Origin of the sequence: Kineococcus rugosus, from assembly GCF_050871975.1 — a bacterium.
Taxonomy (GTDB): Bacteria; Actinomycetota; Actinomycetes; order Actinomycetales; family Kineococcaceae; genus Kineococcus.
The window spans coordinates 97,291-113,309 of sequence record NZ_JBJLSJ010000008.1; the positions used below are offsets into that span (position 1 = coordinate 97,291).

Here is a 16,019-nt window from a genome sequence, read left to right on the forward strand (position 1 = left end):
GACGGGCCGCCGGACCGGCGGCCCGTCCCCCGCGGCGGCTACTTGCGCCCGGTCCGCCAGCGCATGCCCCACCCGAACGCCTCGTCGAGGGCCTGCTGCCCGCCCTGCACGTACCGCACCTCGCGCTGCACCGAGACCTCCCGGCCGTCGGAGACGATCTGCGCGATCGCGCACATGGGCGAGCGGTCGTCGTGCTCGTCGAGGCGCACCTCGATCTCGGGGCCCGACACCGGGTGCAGCGTCACCACGCCGTCGGCGGCGGCCCAGTTCGGCACGCCCTCGTAGATGAAGGCGAACACGAGGATGCGCTTGATGCGGGCCGCGTCGCGCAGGTCGACGAACAGGTTCTCCCCGCCGCCGCCGGTGCGGTCGTCGCCGTCGAGCCAGACGACCGGGTCACCGGCGCCGGCGTCGCGGAAGGCGTTGCCCAGGGCCTGCACGACGCCCTTGGAGCCGTCGGTGAACTCGTACAGGGCGCCGAGGTCGAGGTCGATGCCGCTCTGGGGGGCGGCGGCGGCCTTGAGCTTGGAGAAGAACCCGCCGCCGGAGGCGGGGGCCGCGGCGGGGCGGGCGTTCCAGGCCAGGTGCACGCGCAGGGTGCCGCCGGTGGCGCCGGACTTCGACAGCGAGACCTTCGGCGCCGCCTTGGTCAGCGTGACCTTCGACAGGGACACACCCCCTCCCCCGCCCGCGGGGGGTCCCGCGGTGGGTCCGGGCTCGTTCGCCTTCTTCGAGTAGTCGATCGCCACGGGTCCGACACCTTTCGTTCGAGGGGTTCGCAGGACCCAACGCGCGCGCGGCGGCGGAAGTGCCTCAGGTCCAGGGACCGGCCAGCAGGGCCCCCGTCAGCGGCGCGGACGGGTCCGCGCCCAGGTCCAGCCCGGAGGCGGGGGCGCCGGCGCGCACCAGCAGGTCCCCGACCGCGGCGATCATCGCCCCGTTGTCGGTGCACAGCCGGACCGGCGGGACCCGCAGCTCCACGCCCGCCGCGGCGCAGCGCTCCTCGGCCAGCGCCCGGACGCGGGAGTTGGCCGCGACCCCGCCGACCAGCAGCAGGGTGTCGACGCGGTGCTCGCGGCACGCGGCGAGCGCCTTGCGGGTCAGGACGTCGGCGACGGCCTCCTGGAAGCCGGCGGCGACGTCCGCGACGGGCACCTCGCCGCCGGCGTCGACGCGGGCCTCGACCCAGCGCGCCACGGCGGTCTTCACCCCGGAGAAGGAGAACCCGTAGGCGGGGTCGGAGGGCCGGGACAGGGCGCGGGGGAAGGCGATGGCGTGCGGGTCGCCGTCGCGGGCGACGCGGTCCACGACCGGCCCGCCCGGGTACCCCAGCCCCAGCACGCGGGCGACCTTGTCGAACGCTTCGCCCGCGGCGTCGTCGATGGTGTCGCCGAGGTGCACGATCGGGTCCTTGCCGAGGTCGCCGAGCAGCAGCAGCGACGTGTGGCCGCCGGAGACGACGAGCGCCACGCACCGCGGCGGCAGCGGCCCGTGCTCCAGGACGTCCACGGCGGCGTGCCCGGCGAGGTGGTGCACGCCGTACAGCGGCTTGCCGAGCGCGAACGCCAGCGCCTTCGCCGAGGCCAGCCCGACCTGCACGGCCGTCGACAGGCCCGGCCCGGCGGTGACGGCGACGGCGTCGACGTCGCCGAGGCCCAGGGACGCCTTGTCGAGGGCCTCGTGCAGCACCGGCACCATCGACTCCAGGTGGGCGCGGGCGGCGACCTCGGGCACGACGCCGCCGAACCGGGCGTGCGCGTCCATGCTGGAGGCCAGGGCGTCGCCGAGCAGGACGCCGTCGCTGACGAGCCCGACGCCGGTCTCGTCGCAGCTGGACTCGACCCCCAGGACGATCACGCGGGGCCCTCCAGCCCGGCGGCGGCGAGGATCTGCTGGCGTTCCCCGGCCGGCAGCCGGTCGACGTAGACGACGCCGTCGAGGTGGTCGGCCTCGTGCTGCAGGCAGCGGGCGAGCAGGCCGGTCCCCACGATCCGCACGGGCGCGCCGTGGACGTCGACGCCGGTGACCTCGGCGGTGTCGGGGCGGGCCAGCTCGGCGTACTCCCCGGGCACCGACAGGCAGCCCTCGCCGTCGAGGTCGAGGCGGCGCTTGCGGCCGGTGGGCAGGTGCAGGACGGGGTTCACGACGTGCGCGACGACGTTGCGGCCCGTCGTCTCGGTGTCGGCGTCGGGGCAGTCGACGACGAACACGCGGGCGTCCACGCCGATCTGGTTGGCGGCCAGGCCCACCCCGTCGGCGGCGTCCATGGAGGCGAACATGTCGGCGACGAGCTGCACGAGGCCGTCGTCGAAGGCGGTGACGGGGGTGCAGGGGTGGTGCAGGACGGGGGTCCAGTACCGCGTGATGGGGTGCACGACCCCGGTCCGGCCCTCGAAGACGATCGGTTCCCGCTCGGTCACCGGGAGATCGTAGGTCAGGCGTGCGGGTGGAACCGGACGGCGAGCAGCGCGACGTCGTCGCCGGCCTCGACGCCGACCCGGGCCAGGAGCCGGTCGAGGCCGTCGGCGAGGTCGGCGCCGGCCAGCGCGGCGGCCTCGGCCCGCAGCCGCTCGGTCCCGGCGTCGAGGTCGTCGTCGCGGCGCTCGACGAGGCCGTCGGTGTACAGCAGCAGGGTGGCGCCGGCGGGGACGTCGACGACGTGGTCGGTGCGGCGCCCGGCTCCGACGCCGAGGAGCAGGTCGGGGGCGGCGCCCAGGACGCGGGCGGTGCCGTCGGGCAGCACCAGGACCGGCGGCGGGTGGCCGGCGTTGGCCCAGCGCAGGGTCCGCAGCCCGGCGGCGCGGGCGGCCTCGTCCTGCTCGACGCGCGCCACGAGGCAGCTGGCGAGGATCGCGTCGGAGCGGAGGGAGTCGACGACGGACTCGAGGCGGTCGAGCAGCTCGGCGGGCGGGTCGTCGCGGTCGACGGCGAGGGCGCGCAGCGCGATCCGCAGCTGCCCCATCTCGGCGGCGGCGGTGATGTCGTGGCCGGCGACGTCGCCGATGACGAGCAGGGTCGTCCCGTCGGGCAGCAGGACCCCGTCGTACCAGTCGCCGCCGACCTGGTCGCCGGCGTGGGCGGGCACGTAGCGGGCGGCGAGCTCGAGGTCGCCGACCTGGGGCAGGTCGCGGGTGAGCATCGACGTCTGGAGGGTGCGGGCGGCGGCGGTCCGCTCGTCCAGGAGCAGGGCGCGCTGGAGGGCCTGGGTGGAGTAGGAGGCGAGCGCGACGAGCGCGGCGCGCTGGCTGCCGGACAGCTCCAGGTCCTCGTGCCAGGCCATCGTGAGCAGGCCGAGGGGGCGGCCGGCGGCGACGAGCGGGACGGTCGCGAGGTAGCGGACGCCGGCGACCTCCCAGCGGTGCGCGAGGTCGGGGAAGCCCGTGCGCAGGCTGGTGGCGTCGTCGAAGCGGGGCCGGCCCTGCCGCAGGGCGAGGGTGCCGGGGCCGGGGCCGTCCAGGGGCAGGTCCTGCCACTGCTGCTGCGCGCCGGGGGCGTAGTCGCCGGTGAAGGGGGTGCGCAGCAGCCGCCGCTCGTGGTCGACGACGGACAGCGCGGCGTAGGCGGCGCCGAAGCCGTCGCGGGCGGCGTCGGCCGCGGCGGCGGCGACGTCGGTGACGGTGCGGGTGGCGGTGAGCGCCTCGGACAGCCGCAGCAGGCGGGTGGTGTGCTCCAGGGAGCGTTCCAGGGAGCGGGTCAGCTCGTCGCGCTCGACCTCGAGGGCGTGCTCGGCGGTGACGTCGCGGAAGGAGCACAGGACCTTGTCGCCGGCGTCGCCCGGGGCGCCGGGGGCGGGCTCGACGCGCTGGGCGCGCACGGAGATCCAGCGGCCCGTGCCGGGCACGGGCCCGGTCCAGGTGACGAGGCCGCCCTCGGCGCGGGTGCGGCGCAGCTCGGCGTGGAAGGCGCCGCCGACGGCGGTGGGGAACACCTCCGACAGCAGCCGGCCGGTGAGGTCGGCGGGGGTGAGGCCGTAGACGGCCGCCCCGGCGGCGTTGACGTGCTCGACGCGCCACTCGCGCGCGTCGAGCACGATGATCCCTTCGGAGACCTCTTGCCACGCGCGCAGGAGCAGCGGGTCCACCGCTCCCGCGGACGACATGGGGTTCAGCGTAGGGAGGGTCCCCACCTCCCGCAGCGCTTCGGCGGCATCCGCCCGGCCGGGGCGGTCCGCTCAGGCGGGGACGGCGCTCACGGAGAACTCGACGGTGCCGGTGTCCTGGACGGACACGAAGCCGAGGTCCGGCGCCTGGACGCCGTAGTCGGACCAGGTCAGGCCGAGGGAGCCGGTGACGGTGACGGCGTCCTCGGCGGTCCGCTGGACGGTCGCGGGGATCGTCACGTCGCGGGTGGTGCCCTTGAGCGTGAGGGTGCCGACGAGGTCCACGGCGAGGGTGGAGCCGACGTCGAGGCCACCGAGCGGGACGGGCTCGGTGAGGGCGAGGTCGGCGGTGGGGTGCTGCTCGACGTCCATGATCCGGCTGCTGCGGAACTGGCCGTCGCGCTGGCTGGAGTCGGTGGTGACGCTGGCGAGGTCGACGGAGACGGTGGCGGCGGTGAGCTGCCCGGCGGTGACGGTCAGGGCGCCGCTGACCTGGTCGGTGCGGCCGGTGACGGTGACGTCCTGGCCGTTGAGGACCTCCTCGACGCGGTACCCGGCGGTGCCGCCGGGGGCGATCGCCCAGGTGCCGTCGAGGGTGGCGTCGTCGGAGGCGGCGGTGGGGGTGGTGGCCGCGGTGGCGGCGGTGGTGGTCAGCGGCGCGGCGGCGTCGTCGGCGGCGAGGGCGGCGTAGACGCGGGGCCCGACGAACGCGGCGACGACGAGCAGCGCGGCCAGGACCGCCAGGGTGGTCCACAGGCCGCGGCGGCGGGGTCGGCGGCGGGGGGCCGGGGGGCGGTCGGTGGTGGACGTGCTGCTCATGGCGGGTCACCTCGGGTCGGGACGCGGGTCGGGGGCGCGGGCTGCTCCCCGGCGTCACGAGGGGGCCGGGGCCCAGGTTCACCGACGCCCCTGTGCGGCCGCTGTCGACAACAGCGGGTGAACGCCCTGCGACGCCCCGGTGATCGGCCGTCGACGCCCGGACCACCCCGACTACGACGCCCTGTCGTTGCCGGAGGGGGCTGAACGGTTGCGGCAGTAGGGGCCGGGTGGCTCGGAGCACGCGCGCGGAGGGCCTACCCTCGTCGGGTGCCTTTCGAGCGACTTGAGCGGCTGCGCCTCATGAGCGACTACCTGGCCCCGACGCCCGTGTGGGCGCCGGCCGACCTCGGCGGCTTCGTCCTCAGCCGGACGCACCTGGACGACCTGGGCCTGGACGAGCACCTGCGCACCGGCCTGCTGCGGTGGCAGGCCTACTTCGACGAGCACCACCCCGTGGACCTGTGCGGCTGGGACTCCCCCTCCTCCTGCACGGCCTACGCCAGCGAGGGGTTCCGCCTGCAGTCGGAGCTGAGCCGCGCCCTGCCGGGCGTCCGGTTCGACCTGGACCTGTGGCCCGTGCGCGCGGTCGACCTGGACGTCATCCCCCTCTGAGCCCCCCGGGTCCCCCGGGTCCCCTCCGAGTTCCCCGCCGGCCCCTCACGCCGGGGGCGCGGCCGGGGCCGGCGCGGCCGGCGCAGCGGGCGCGGGCTTCGGCGCGGACGGGTCCGGCCCGCACACCACCCGGTTGTCGGTGTTGTAGGTGGTCGTCCACGTCTCCCGCTGCTGCGGTCCCCCGCCGACCGGCGTCATGACGCGCGTGACGTCGACCGTGAACCCGGTGTGCGGGGTGGAGTTCGGGCGGCACGACGCGGAGGTGTCGTAGACGGTCCGGCCCGGGCGGACGTTGCGGCGCGGGGAGGTCACGGACTCCACGTCCATGAACTTCGTCCCGTACATCGAGACGACGACCTTGTTGCCGACGATCCCGGCCTCGATGTAGACGCCGTGCCCGGAGTCGTTGCGGAAGCGGTTGTCGATGCTGCGCCAGTCCAGCGTCGCCTCCCGCCCCTCGGGGTAGCGGGAGATGTAGAGCGAGTGGGGCCGGTGCTCCAGCTCGTCGAGCCCGGCGAAGAACACGTTGTTGAACAGGGTCGTCGACAGCTGCGAGACGCCGCCGCCGTAGTCGTCGACGAGGCGGCCGTTGGCGATGACGGGCGCCTTGTTGAACCCGCGCGCGGCGGTCCGCTCGCCGACGGTGTCGTTGAGGGAGAACTCCTCGCCCGGGCGCAGGATCGTGCCGTTGACGTACCCGGCCGCGATGCGGATGTTCTCGGTGCGCTTCGCGTCGGAGGTCAGCGTCGTCGCGAACGTGGAGATCCGCTCGCGGATGCCGAGGCCGGTCAGCTCCTCGGTCGTCAGCTCCGGCTGGCTCTCGACGAGCTGCACCTCGGCGCGGCGCGTCGGGGCCGACCCGGTGAGCGCCGCCGTCGCGGCCGCGGCGAGGTCCTCGACGGGGGCGGCGCGGCCGGTCACGGCGGGGACGACCTGCGGGACGTCGCCGGCGATCTGGATGCGGGCGTCCTGCGGGGCGGTCTCGAACTGCGGGTCGGCCGCGACGAGCGCGGCCTGCAGGCGCGGCCCGTCGACGACGAGGGCGGCCTCGCCGTCCACGGGCCGGACCGCGAGCGCGGGGGCGAACCCGGCGGGGGCGAGGGTGGCCTCGCGCCCGCCGCCGGCGACGACGAGGTCCCCGGCGACGGCGGGCCGGGCGATGGCGTCGACGGCGGCCCGGATGCCGGCGTCGTCGACGCTGGGCTCGGCGACGGCGGCCCGCAGCGCGATCGGGCCGCCGTCGAGCCAGCCGGCGGCGACGGTCCCGGCGGCGGCGCGGGCGTCGAGGCTGCGGCCGGCGGTGGGGGCGGTGACGGCGGGTTCGACGACGCCGCCGTCGCGGACGTCGAAGGTGACGGCCCCCTCGACGGGGGCGAGCGCGACGGAGTCGGCGAGGGGCTGCAGCGCGGCGGTGAGGGCGCCGGTGTCGACGTCGACGTCGGGGGTGGTGGTGGTCCCGCCGGCGACGTGGCGCCACAGGTCGGCGGGGTTCCAGGCGGGCCCGGTGAGGCGTTCGGCGGTGCCGGCGACGTCGACCGCGAGACCGGAGTCGCCGGGGACGACCTGGCCGCTGGTGGTGGCGCCGGCGCCGGTGACGTCGAGGGTGAGGGGCCGGGTCTGCAGGTCCCGGGCGCGGTCGCCGAGGACGCGCTCGACGGCGGCGCGGTCCTGGCCGCCGACGTCGGCGCCCAGGACGGTGGTGCCGCGGGGGGCGTGGCCGCCGAGGGCGAGGGCCGCGGCGCAGTACCCGCCGGCGGCGACGACGGCGCCGAGCCCGATCCAGGTGGTCGGCCGTCGGGCCCAGCTGCGGCGGGGCCGGCCCGCGGGCCGTCCCGTCTCCTGCTGCGCCGGCTGGTCGGTGTTCGTCACCTGTCTCGTGCCCCCTGCGTCCGATCCCCCGTCGCGGCGCGCTGGACGCGCCCGCGGGTCCAGCCTAGGAGTTCGGTGTGCTCCGCACGTGCCGTTCACGTGCCCTTCCCAGGACCATCCACCCCGACGATGCACAACGCATCGGATGCATTTCGTATCGAAATGCCCTAGCCTGGGACCGTGACCACCGCCCCACCCGGCCCCGACGCGCGCACCACGCGCCGGCGCGAGCAGACCCGCGCCCGCCTGCTGGCCGCCGCCCTCGACGTCCTCGGCGAGCAGGGCCTGGCCCGCAGCAGCGTCGAGAGCGTCTGCGAGCGCGCCGGGTTCACCCGCGGGGCCTTCTACTCCAACTTCGCGACCATGGACGACCTCGTCGCCGCCCTCTACACCTCCCAGGCCGCCGCGCTCGTCGACCGCGTCACCGAGCGCCTGGGCGCCGGCCTGCCCGGCACCGACCTGGACCAGGTCGTCGGGCACGTCCTGGAGGTCCTGCCCGTCGACCGGCAGTGGCACGCCGTGCGCGCCGAGTTCACCGCGCAGGCCCTGCGCAACCCCGGCGCCGCGGCCGCGCTGGCCGAGCACCGCGCGCGGCTGCGGGCCGAGCTGGCGCCCGTCCTCGTCGCGGCGCTGCACCGGATCGGGCGCCGGCCCGCCGTGCCGGCCGACGACCTCGTCCGCGTGCTCGTCACCGCCCACGAGGGTCTGGTCACCTCGACCCTGCTGGGCGAGGGCCCCGGGGTGGGCACGCGCCTGCTGAGCGCGACGCTCGCCTCGTTCACCGAGGAGTTCACCGAGGAGGTGCCGTCGTGATCAGCGCCGAGGGCCTGGGGCTGCGCGCGGGCGGGCGCACCGTCTACTCCGGCGTCGACCTCGACGTCCCCACCGGCTCGACCCTGGTGGTGCGCGGCCGCGCCGGCGCCGGGAAGACCTCGCTGCTGCTGACCCTGGCCGGCCGGATGCGCCCGACCACCGGGCGGCTGAGCGTGCTGGGCGAGGAGCTGCCCGCCCGGGCCCGGTCGGTCCGCCGCCGCGTCGCGCTGGCCGAGGTGCGCGGCGTCAACGAGCTCGACGACGCCCTGACCGTGGAGCAGCACGTCGCCGAGCGCCTCGTCCTGCACCAGCCGTGGCACCGGCCGTGGGTGGGCGAGGAGCAGGTCGCCGAGCAGCTGCACCGCGCCGAGCGGGCGCTGGCCCGCACCGCCGAGGCCGGCGCCGCCGTCCCCGCGCTGCGGCCGCGGGAGTTCGTCAGCGACATCGACCCGCTGGAACGCATGACGCTCGGCGTCGTGCTGGCCCTCATCGGCCGCCCCGAGGTCCTCGTCGTCGACGACGTGGACTCGCTGCGCCGCGGCGAGGACCGCCGCCGGGCCTGGGAGTCGCTGGCCGCGCTGCGCGAGCAGCAGCCGGACCTGACCGTCGTGGCCAGCTGCTCCGACACCTCCGACATCCGCTGGCACCCCGGTGACGGCCGCACCCTCCTCGACCTCCCCGAGCTGCGACAGGACGAACAGTGAAGCTGCCCAGGTTCTCCCTCCCCGGCCTGGAACTGGCCCGGTTCCGGCGCGCGACCATCACGAAGCTCGCGCTGGTGGCGGTGGTGGTCGTCCCGCTGCTGTACGGCGGCCTGTACCTGTGGTCGAACACCGACCCGGTGAGCCGGCTGTCGAACCTGCGGGCGGCGGTCGTGAACTCCGACACCCCCGCCACCGTGACGGGCGTCGACGGTTCCCCGCGCACCGTGGAGGCCGGGCGCCAGCTCGTCGACGAGCTCACCGGCCCCGACTCCGCGGCGGGTTTCCACTGGGAGACCGCGACCGAGGCCCAGGCGCAGGAGGGTCTGCGCGACGGGGAGTTCGCGGCGGTCCTGCGCGTCCCGGAGGGTTTCTCCGCCGCGCTCGCCTCGACCGGCGGGGACGACCCCCGGCAGGCCCGGCTGACGGTCACGACCGACGACGCCGAGAACTACATCGTGGGCCAGGTCGCGAACACGATCGCCACCACGATCCGCACGAAGGTCGCCACCGGCGCCACGACGGACTACCTGGAGAACGTGTACGTCGCGTTCTCGCAGGTCCACGACTCCCTCGGGCAGGCCGCCGACGGGGCCGGTCAGCTGGCCGACGGCGCGCAGCGGGCCGACGAGGGCGCGGACACCCTGGTCGTCGGGCTGGGCGACCTGGGGACGGGCGCGGCGCGGCTGGCCGACGGCACCGGGGCGCTGCGCGCGGGGTCGCAGCAGCTGGCCGACGGCACCGCGCAGGTCGCCGCGGGCGCCGACGGCGCGGCGCAGGGGGCCGGGCGGCTGGCGACGGGCCTGGACCGGCTGCGCACCGCGACGGCGGACCTGCCGGCCCGCACGGCGGAGCTGTCCGACGGGGCCGCGCAGGTCGCGACGGGGGCCGGCCAGGTCTCCGAGGGCGCCGACGCGCTGGCGCGGGCGGCCGACCGGGTCCTGCCGGCGCTGGAGTCGGCCCGCGACCTCGACCCCGTCGTGGGGCAGCTGCTGGAGCGGGCGCGGGCGCTGGCCGCGGCCGACCCCGACGACGCGTCCCTCGCGCAGGCCGTCGCGACCCTGGAGCGGGTGCAGCAGACCCTCGCCGACGGCTCGGTCGACGGTGCCGCGCCGCAGGTCCGCACCCAGGTGGACGCCCTGGCCGCGGGCGCGGACCGGTTGTCGGCGGGAGCGGCGGCGGTCGCGACGGGCGCCCAGCAGGTGGCGCAGGCCGCGCCCGCGCTCCAGCAGGGCGTCGCGCAGGCCGCCGAGGGCGCCGACGCCCTGGCCGCGGGGACCACGACGCTGGCGGCGGGGGCCCGGTCGGCCGCCGACGGGGCGCAGCAGCTGGCGACGGGCGCCGGCGGCGTCGACGACGGCGCCGTCGCGCTGCTGAACGGCGCCTCGCGCGCCCGCGACGGGGCGTCCGCGCTGGCGGGCGGCACCCAGCAGCTGGCCGACGGCGCGGGGTCGCTGCGCACGCAGCTGGCCGACGGGCAGCAGCGCGTCCCGGACTACGGCGACGAGGGCACCGACCGGGCCGCGGTCGTCGCGGCGCCGGTGGCCGCCGAGCGGGTCAAGGACCACCCGGTGCCCCGGTACAGCGACGGCCTGGCCCCGCTGTTCGTGCCGGTGGCGCTGTGGGTCGGCGGGATGGTGACGTACATGGTGCTGCGGGCGGTGTCGCAGCGGGCGCTGGCCTCCACGGCGTCCTCGCTGCGGGTGGCCGTGGCGGGGTGGGCGCCGGGGGCGCTGCTGGGCGTGGCGCAGGCCGTGGTCCTGTGGCTGGTGCTGTGGCTGGCGGTGGGGATCGCCTCGCCGCACCCGGTGGCGACGGGGGCGTTCGCGGCGCTGGTCGCGGTGGTCTTCACGGCGGTCCACCAGTGCCTGAACGCGCTGCTGGGCGGGGTGGGGCGGCTGGTCGCGCTGGTGCTGCTGGTCCTGCAGCTGACCTCGGCGGGCGGGACGTACCCGGTGGGGACGTCGCCGGCGTTCTTCGAGGCGATCCACCCGTTCCTGCCGATGTCGTACGCGGCCGACGGCCTGCGGCACCTGGTCGCGGGCGCGGCGACGGGCCCGGTGTGGGCGGACGCGGCGGTGCTCGCCGGGTTCGGGGTGCTGGCGCTGGCGGTGACGGTGCTCGCGTGCCACCGACGGCGGACCTGGACGGTCGCCGAGCTGCACCCCAGCCTGTCGCTGTGAGGTCCCTCAGCCGGGGGGCGTGAGGTGCTTGGGCATGCAGACGTTCGCGCGCTCGGCGGCGGGGGTGGAGGCGAACATGCTGGCGCACCACGTCCTGACGTCGTCGGCGTCGGCGAAGGGCCCGGCGGCGAGGGTGACCCAGTAGGGGTTGCCGCGGGCGTCGACGAGGCCGTCGCCGAAGTCGGTGGTGCGGAGCACGAACACGTCCCCGCCGGCGACGCCGGAGGCGATCTCGCGGCTCTGGGCGAGGATGTCGACGGCGTAGAAGGTGCTGCTGCCGTTGGCAGCGGTCTGCACGGGGTCGGTGGTGCCGACGCTCTTGGCCGAGAGCTGGGCGGCCCACTGCCCGCGCGGGGCGTGGGTGGCCAGGCCGCGGGCGCGCAGCTGCTCCAGCTCGGCCGTCGCGGCGGCGTCGGCGGCGGCGGTGCCGCTGGTGGCGGTGCCGGTGGCGGTGCCGGAGGCGCCGGTCACGGCCGCGGTGGGCGTGGTCGGCGCGGCGGGGGTGCCCTGCGGTGAGGCGCCCGCGCCGCCGGGCGGGGTGAGGGAGCGGGCCGCGAGCAGGCCCAGCATCCCGAGCAGGACGACGGCGAGGACGGCGGCGGTGACCTGGAGCCCGCGCGGCGGCCGGGGCGGCCGGGGCGGTCCGGGGGTCCGGACGACCTCGGGGCTGGCGGGCGGGGCCGTCCCGGGGGTGGACGACACGGTGGTGGTGCCGAACTCCTCCCACCAGGGCGCACCCGACACGACGACCTCCCGACGCTCCGGGTGCGACCGTCGCACCCCCGCGGCGCTCGGACCCTGCGACGCCGGGTGCGCCGCGCGGGTCCCGCGTGCTCGCCCCAGCATGCCCCCGCCGGACCCGGTGGGGCGCGCCGAGGCGGGCGTCAGCCGGCGAGGACCTGCGTCCACCAGCTGCCCCGGGCGCTGTGCTGCTCGGAGATGCCGATGGTCGTGAGGCGGCAGTCGAGCAGGTTGGCGCGGTGCCCGGGACTGGCCAGCCAGGCGTCGACGACCGCGGCGGCGTCGTAGCCGACGGCGACGTTCTCGGCGGCGATCCGGGGGAAGGCGCCGGCGGCGGCCAGGCGGGTGCGCGGGGAGCTGCCGTCGGTGCCGGTGTGGCTCATGGTGCCGGTGGCGGCCATGTCGGCGGTGTGCCGGTCGGCGGCCAGGACGAGGGCCTGGTCGAGGGCGAGGGGGGCGCAGCCCGCGGCGGCGCGGGCGAGGTTGGTGCGGTCCAGGACGTGCAGCTCGCCGGGCTCGGCGAGGGGGGCGGGCACGACCTCGTCGGCCGAGGCGGGGGCGGCCAGGGCGAGGCCGGCGAGGGCGGCGGCCGAGGCGGCGAGGGTGAGCGTGCGGAGGGGGCGCCGGGGGAGCGTCGTCATGGTCCGCACTCAACCAGTCCTGTGAGCGTTACAGGTCTGAGATGTGAGATGAACCACACTCGCCGTGATCGTCCGAGTACGGAAAGTGAACGGGTGATGAGGGATGGGACGCACCGCGGACCCCGCCGGTTCCCTCCCCCGCGACGCAGCGGGCCGGGACCCCGCGAGGGGACCCGGCCCGCCGGCGCGCGCTGCGGATCAGCTCTTGGTGCTGAACGCGGCGTCGAAGGCGGCGGCCGGCGGCTGGAACAGCTCACCGAGGCCGCGGACGAACGCGAGGGCGTCGGGGGCGCCGCGCAGGCGGTCGATGCCCGCGTCCTCCCACTCCACGCTGGTCGGGCCCGCGTACCCGATGTTGTTCAGCTCGCGGAAGATCGCCTCCCACGGCACGTCGCCGTGCCCGACGGAGGTGAAGTCCCAGCCGCGGCGCGAGTCCGCCCAGGCCAGGTGCGAGCCCAGCCGGCCGTTGCGGCCGTCGAGCTGCTTGCGGGAGTCCTTGCAGTGCACGTGGTAGATCCGGTCGGCGAAGTCGCGCAGGAACGGCACCGGGTCCAGGTCCTGCCACACGAAGTGCGACGGGTCGAAGTTCAGCCCGAACGCCTCGCGGTGGCCGATGGCCTCCATCGTGCGCTTCGTCGTCCAGTAGTCGTACGCGATCTCCGAGGGGTGCACTTCCAGGGCGAACTTCACCCCGACCTCGTCGAACACGTCCATGATCGGGTTCCAGCGGTCCGCGAAGTCCCGGTACCCGCGCTCGACCATCGCCTCGGGGGTGGGCGGGAACATCGCGACGGTGTGCCAGATCGAGGACCCGGTGAACCCGGTCACGGTCTTCACGCCGAGGCGGGCCGCGGTCCGCGCGGTGTTCTTCACGTACTCCGCGGCGCGCTGCCGGACACCCTCGGGCTCGCCGTCGCCCCAGACGTCGACGGGCACGATGTCCCGGTGGCGCTCGTCGATGAGGTCGCACACGGCCTGGCCGGACAGGTGCGCCGAGATCGTCCACACCTTCAGGCCGTGCTTGTCGAGCGTCGCCTTCTTCTCGGCGATGTAGTCGTCGTCGGTGGCGCCGCGGGTGGAGTCGAGGTGGTCGCCCCAGGTCGCGATCTCCAGGCCGTCGAAACCCCACTCGGAGGCCAGCCGGCAGACCTCCTCGAAGGGCAGGTCGGCCCACTGACCGGTGAACAGGGTCACCGGGCGGGGGGTCTTCAGCGGTTCAGCCATGGTTCTCCCCTTCAGATCTGGGTGTAGGTCGAGTCGTTCTCGGCGCTGCGCTGCACCGCTTCCAGGACCTGCTGCACCTGGAGGCCGTCGGCGAAGCTGGGGCTCGGGTCGCGCCCGTCGGCGATGGCGCCGAGGAACTCCTGCAGCTCGTGGACGAACGGGTGGTCGTACCCCAGCCCGTGCCCGGCGGGCCACCAGTTCGCCACGCCCGGGTGCTCGGGCTCGGTCGCGAGGATCCGGCGGAAGCCGTTCTCGGCGTCGGGCAGGGTGCCGTCGAAGAAGTGCAGCTCGTTCATGGACTCGAAGTCGAACGCGATCGAGCCCTTGGAGCCGTTCACCTCGATGCGCATCCCGTTCTTGCGGCCCAGCGCCATGCGGGTCGCCTCGAACGTCATGAGCGCGCCGCCGTCACCGCGGCCGAAGAACACCGCGGCGTCGTCGACGGTGACCTCGCCGAACTCGGTCGACGCCTCCGCCCCCAGGCCCGTGTTCGCCCCGGTGCGGGCGGCCTCCAGCGGGCGCTGCTTGACGAAGGTCTCCACGGTCCCGGAGACGCCGGTCAGCCGCTGGCCGGTGATGAACTGCGCGGCGTCGATGATGTGCGAGCCGATGTCGCCCAGGGCGCCGGCGCCGGAGCGGTCCTTCTGCAGGCGCCAGGTCAGCGGGAAGCTCGGGTCGACGATCCAGTCCTGCAGGTACACGGCGCGGACCTGGCGGACCTCCCCGAGGCGGCCGGCGTCGACGAGCTGCTTGGCCAGCCCGATCGCGGGGACCTGGCGGTAGTTGAACGCCACCATGCTGCGCACGCCCTTCGCGGCGGCGGCCTGCGCGGCCTCGGTCATCCGCTGCGCCTCCTCGACCGTCTTGGCCAGCGGCTTCTCGCAGATGACGTGCTTGCCGGCCTCGAGGGCGGCGATGGCGATCTCGGCGTGCGAGTCGCCCGGGGTGAGGATGTCGATCACCTGGACGTCGTCGCGCTCGATGAGCGTGCGCCAGTCGTCGACGCCCTCGGCCCACCCGAACTGCGCCGCGGCGGCCTGCGCGCGGGACAGGTCGCGGCCGGCGAGAGCGACGCGCCGGGTGCGGAACCGGGGGGTCCCGACGTGGTCGACGGAGCGCCAGGCGTGCGAGTGGACCGCACCCATGAAGGAGTGGCCGACGACGGCGACCCCGAGCTCCGGCCGGTCGAACTGGTCAGCGGTCATGCGGGCTGTTCCTCCTTGGACGTCCTCGTCTGCGGTTTCCGTGCGGATGCTACTAACCGGTTCAGCGAGCCGGGACCGGCGGGGTCGCCGTCGTTCAGGGGGCCGGGCGGACCGACCCGCGGCGCGCGATCGAGGCCGGCACCCGCCGCAGGCCGGTCCCGGCGGCGGTCCCGTCGAGCAGCTCGAACAGCCACGTCATCGCCTGCCGCGACACGTCCCGCGGGTGCTGGGAGACCGCCGTCACCGGGACGGGGAAGCCGGTCGCGTCGGCGTCGGTGGCCAGCGCGACCAGGTCGAGGTCGGTGCCGGGGCGCAGCCCGGCGTCCTGCACGGCGTGGACGACGCGGGCCAGGTGCGTGGTGACGAGCAGGGCGCGGCTGCCGCCGGCGAGGACGTCGCGCACCTGCCGCTCCACCCGGTCGCGGTGCAGCGGGACCCAGTCCAGCTCGACGCCGGCGGCCGCCGCGGTCGCCTCGGCCGCGGCGCGGAACCGGGGGACGTAGTTCAGGTCGCGCTCGACGGCCTCCGGGCCCCACCCCAGGACGGTGACGCGGCGGTTGCGGGTGAGCTCGGCGACGAGCAGCCGGGCGCCGTCCTCGAAGTCGAAGTCGATGCAGTGCAGGCCCTGGTCGTCGGCGGGGAACCCGACGAACATCGTGGGGACGCGCAGGTCGCGGGCGATCCGGGCGCGGGGGTCGTCGGTGCGGACCTCCATGAGGACGATGGCGTCGCACAGCGCTCCCCCGGCCACCCGCCGCAGCCCCTCGACCCCCTCGGCGGCCGTGACGAGCAGGACGTCGTGGTCGCGCTGGCGCGCGGCGAGGGTGATCTCCTCGATGAAGGCCATGAGCCCGGCCGCCCCGAGCGCGGAGTCGAAGGGCATCGCGACGGCGATGACCTGGGTGCGCTGGCTGGCCAGCGCCCGCGCCCCGGCGTTGGGCCGGTAGGTGAGCTGCTCGATCGCGTCCTCGACGAGGCGGCGGGTCTTCTCCGAGATCGGCCGCTTGCCGCTCATGACGTAGGAGACCGTCGACTGCGAGACGCCGGCGACGCGCGCCACGTCCTTGCTGGTCACGGTCCGCGCTGCGCGGGACACCGCACCCTCCCCCCGT

Annotated in this window: 15 protein-coding genes; 4 read left to right on the top strand and 11 right to left on the bottom strand. The window is 76.1% G+C overall.

Annotated features, from left to right (window positions below; all coding sequences use genetic code 11):
- Nucleotides 1-38: 38 nt before the first annotated feature.
- The 5 genes from ACRYM6_RS06345 to ACRYM6_RS06365 all read right to left on the bottom strand — a co-directional run bounded on the left by ACRYM6_RS06345 (nt 39) and on the right by ACRYM6_RS06365 (nt 4,918).
- Nucleotides 39-749, bottom strand: coding sequence for a TerD family protein (locus ACRYM6_RS06345; protein ID WP_432541911.1), 711 nt, complete (start codon nt 747-749; stop codon nt 39-41).
- Between the two features lie 64 nt (nt 750-813).
- Nucleotides 814-1,857, bottom strand: coding sequence for a tRNA (adenosine(37)-N6)-threonylcarbamoyltransferase complex transferase subunit TsaD (gene tsaD, locus ACRYM6_RS06350; RefSeq protein ID WP_432541912.1), 1,044 nt, complete (start codon nt 1,855-1,857; stop codon nt 814-816).
- Entirely contained in the window at nt 1,854-2,420 is a 567-nt protein-coding gene (def, locus tag ACRYM6_RS06355) for a peptide deformylase (RefSeq protein WP_432541913.1), read from the bottom strand. The genes tsaD and def overlap by 4 nt, the downstream gene beginning before the upstream one ends.
- A 14-nt stretch (nt 2,421-2,434) precedes the next feature.
- Nucleotides 2,435-4,099, bottom strand: a complete 1,665-nt coding sequence (locus tag ACRYM6_RS06360) for a PP2C family protein-serine/threonine phosphatase (protein WP_432541914.1) — start codon at nt 4,097-4,099, stop codon at nt 2,435-2,437.
- 72 nt (nt 4,100-4,171) lie between these two features.
- On the bottom strand, nt 4,172-4,918 hold the full coding sequence (locus tag ACRYM6_RS06365) for a YceI family protein (RefSeq protein ID WP_432541916.1): 747 nt from the start codon (nt 4,916-4,918) through the stop codon (nt 4,172-4,174).
- Nucleotides 4,919-5,185: 267 nt separating this feature from the next.
- Here ACRYM6_RS06365 and ACRYM6_RS06370 point away from each other — a divergent pair, with 267 nt between their 5' ends.
- Nucleotides 5,186-5,530 carry a hypothetical protein gene (locus ACRYM6_RS06370; RefSeq protein ID WP_432541917.1) on the top strand — a complete coding sequence of 115 codons (345 nt, stop codon included), beginning with the start codon at nt 5,186-5,188 and terminating at the stop codon, nt 5,528-5,530.
- Between the two features lie 45 nt (nt 5,531-5,575).
- On the opposite strand, the gene ACRYM6_RS06375 is transcribed toward ACRYM6_RS06370, so the two are convergent.
- Complete coding sequence (locus ACRYM6_RS06375) at nt 5,576-7,399, bottom strand: VanW family protein (RefSeq protein WP_432541918.1); 1,824 nt, start codon at nt 7,397-7,399, stop codon at nt 5,576-5,578.
- Nucleotides 7,400-7,579: 180 nt separating this feature from the next.
- On the opposite strand from ACRYM6_RS06375, the gene ACRYM6_RS06380 reads away from it, so the two are divergent.
- From ACRYM6_RS06380 to ACRYM6_RS06390, 3 genes are read left to right on the top strand one after another with little or no spacing between them, the layout of a single operon-like run.
- Nucleotides 7,580-8,212, top strand: coding sequence for a TetR/AcrR family transcriptional regulator (locus tag ACRYM6_RS06380; RefSeq protein ID WP_432541919.1), 633 nt, complete (start codon nt 7,580-7,582; stop codon nt 8,210-8,212).
- The gene (locus ACRYM6_RS06385) at nt 8,209-8,916 is read left to right on the top strand and encodes an ATP-binding cassette domain-containing protein (protein WP_432541920.1); all 708 of its coding nucleotides are present in this window, start codon (nt 8,209-8,211) and stop codon (nt 8,914-8,916) included. The genes ACRYM6_RS06380 and ACRYM6_RS06385 overlap by 4 nt, the downstream gene beginning before the upstream one ends.
- Entirely contained in the window at nt 8,913-11,096 is a 2,184-nt protein-coding gene (locus ACRYM6_RS06390) for a YhgE/Pip domain-containing protein (RefSeq protein WP_432541921.1), read from the top strand. Before ACRYM6_RS06385 ends, ACRYM6_RS06390 begins: the two co-directional genes overlap by 4 nt.
- Nucleotides 11,097-11,102: 6 nt before the next feature.
- Here ACRYM6_RS06390 and ACRYM6_RS06395 read toward each other — a convergent pair whose 3' ends face one another.
- The 5 genes from ACRYM6_RS06395 to ACRYM6_RS06415 all read right to left on the bottom strand — a co-directional run bounded on the left by ACRYM6_RS06395 (nt 11,103) and on the right by ACRYM6_RS06415 (nt 16,003).
- Nucleotides 11,103-11,840: a hypothetical protein gene (locus tag ACRYM6_RS06395; RefSeq protein WP_432541922.1), complete on the bottom strand. Its 738-nt coding sequence runs from the start codon at nt 11,838-11,840 to the stop codon at nt 11,103-11,105.
- A gap of 140 nt (nt 11,841-11,980) precedes the next feature.
- Nucleotides 11,981-12,478, bottom strand: coding sequence for a CAP domain-containing protein (locus tag ACRYM6_RS06400; RefSeq protein WP_432541923.1), 498 nt, complete (start codon nt 12,476-12,478; stop codon nt 11,981-11,983).
- Nucleotides 12,479-12,676: 198 nt separating this feature from the next.
- Nucleotides 12,677-13,702 (bottom strand): sugar phosphate isomerase/epimerase family protein, encoded by a 1,026-nt coding sequence (locus ACRYM6_RS06405; protein WP_432541924.1) that lies wholly within the window; start codon nt 13,700-13,702, stop codon nt 12,677-12,679.
- Between the two features lie 11 nt (nt 13,703-13,713).
- Nucleotides 13,714-14,907, bottom strand: coding sequence for a Gfo/Idh/MocA family protein (locus ACRYM6_RS06410; protein ID WP_432541925.1), 1,194 nt, complete (start codon nt 14,905-14,907; stop codon nt 13,714-13,716).
- A 94-nt stretch (nt 14,908-15,001) separates the two neighbouring features.
- Nucleotides 15,002-16,003 (bottom strand): LacI family DNA-binding transcriptional regulator, encoded by a 1,002-nt coding sequence (locus ACRYM6_RS06415; protein ID WP_432541926.1) that lies wholly within the window; start codon nt 16,001-16,003, stop codon nt 15,002-15,004.
- Nucleotides 16,004-16,019: the final 16 nt, after the last annotated feature.

Coding starts and splice junctions, on each gene's coding strand:
- ACRYM6_RS06365 (WP_432541916.1), bottom strand. CDS start 4,918: ATGAGCAGCACGTCCACCACCGACCGCCCCCCGGCCCCCCGCCGCCGA.
- ACRYM6_RS06400 (WP_432541923.1), bottom strand. CDS start 12,478: ATGACGACGCTCCCCCGGCGCCCCCTCCGCACGCTCACCCTCGCCGCC.
- ACRYM6_RS06405 (WP_432541924.1), bottom strand. CDS start 13,702: ATGGCTGAACCGCTGAAGACCCCCCGCCCGGTGACCCTGTTCACCGGT.
- ACRYM6_RS06360 (WP_432541914.1), bottom strand. CDS start 4,099: ATGTCGTCCGCGGGAGCGGTGGACCCGCTGCTCCTGCGCGCGTGGCAA.
- ACRYM6_RS06410 (WP_432541925.1), bottom strand. CDS start 14,907: ATGACCGCTGACCAGTTCGACCGGCCGGAGCTCGGGGTCGCCGTCGTC.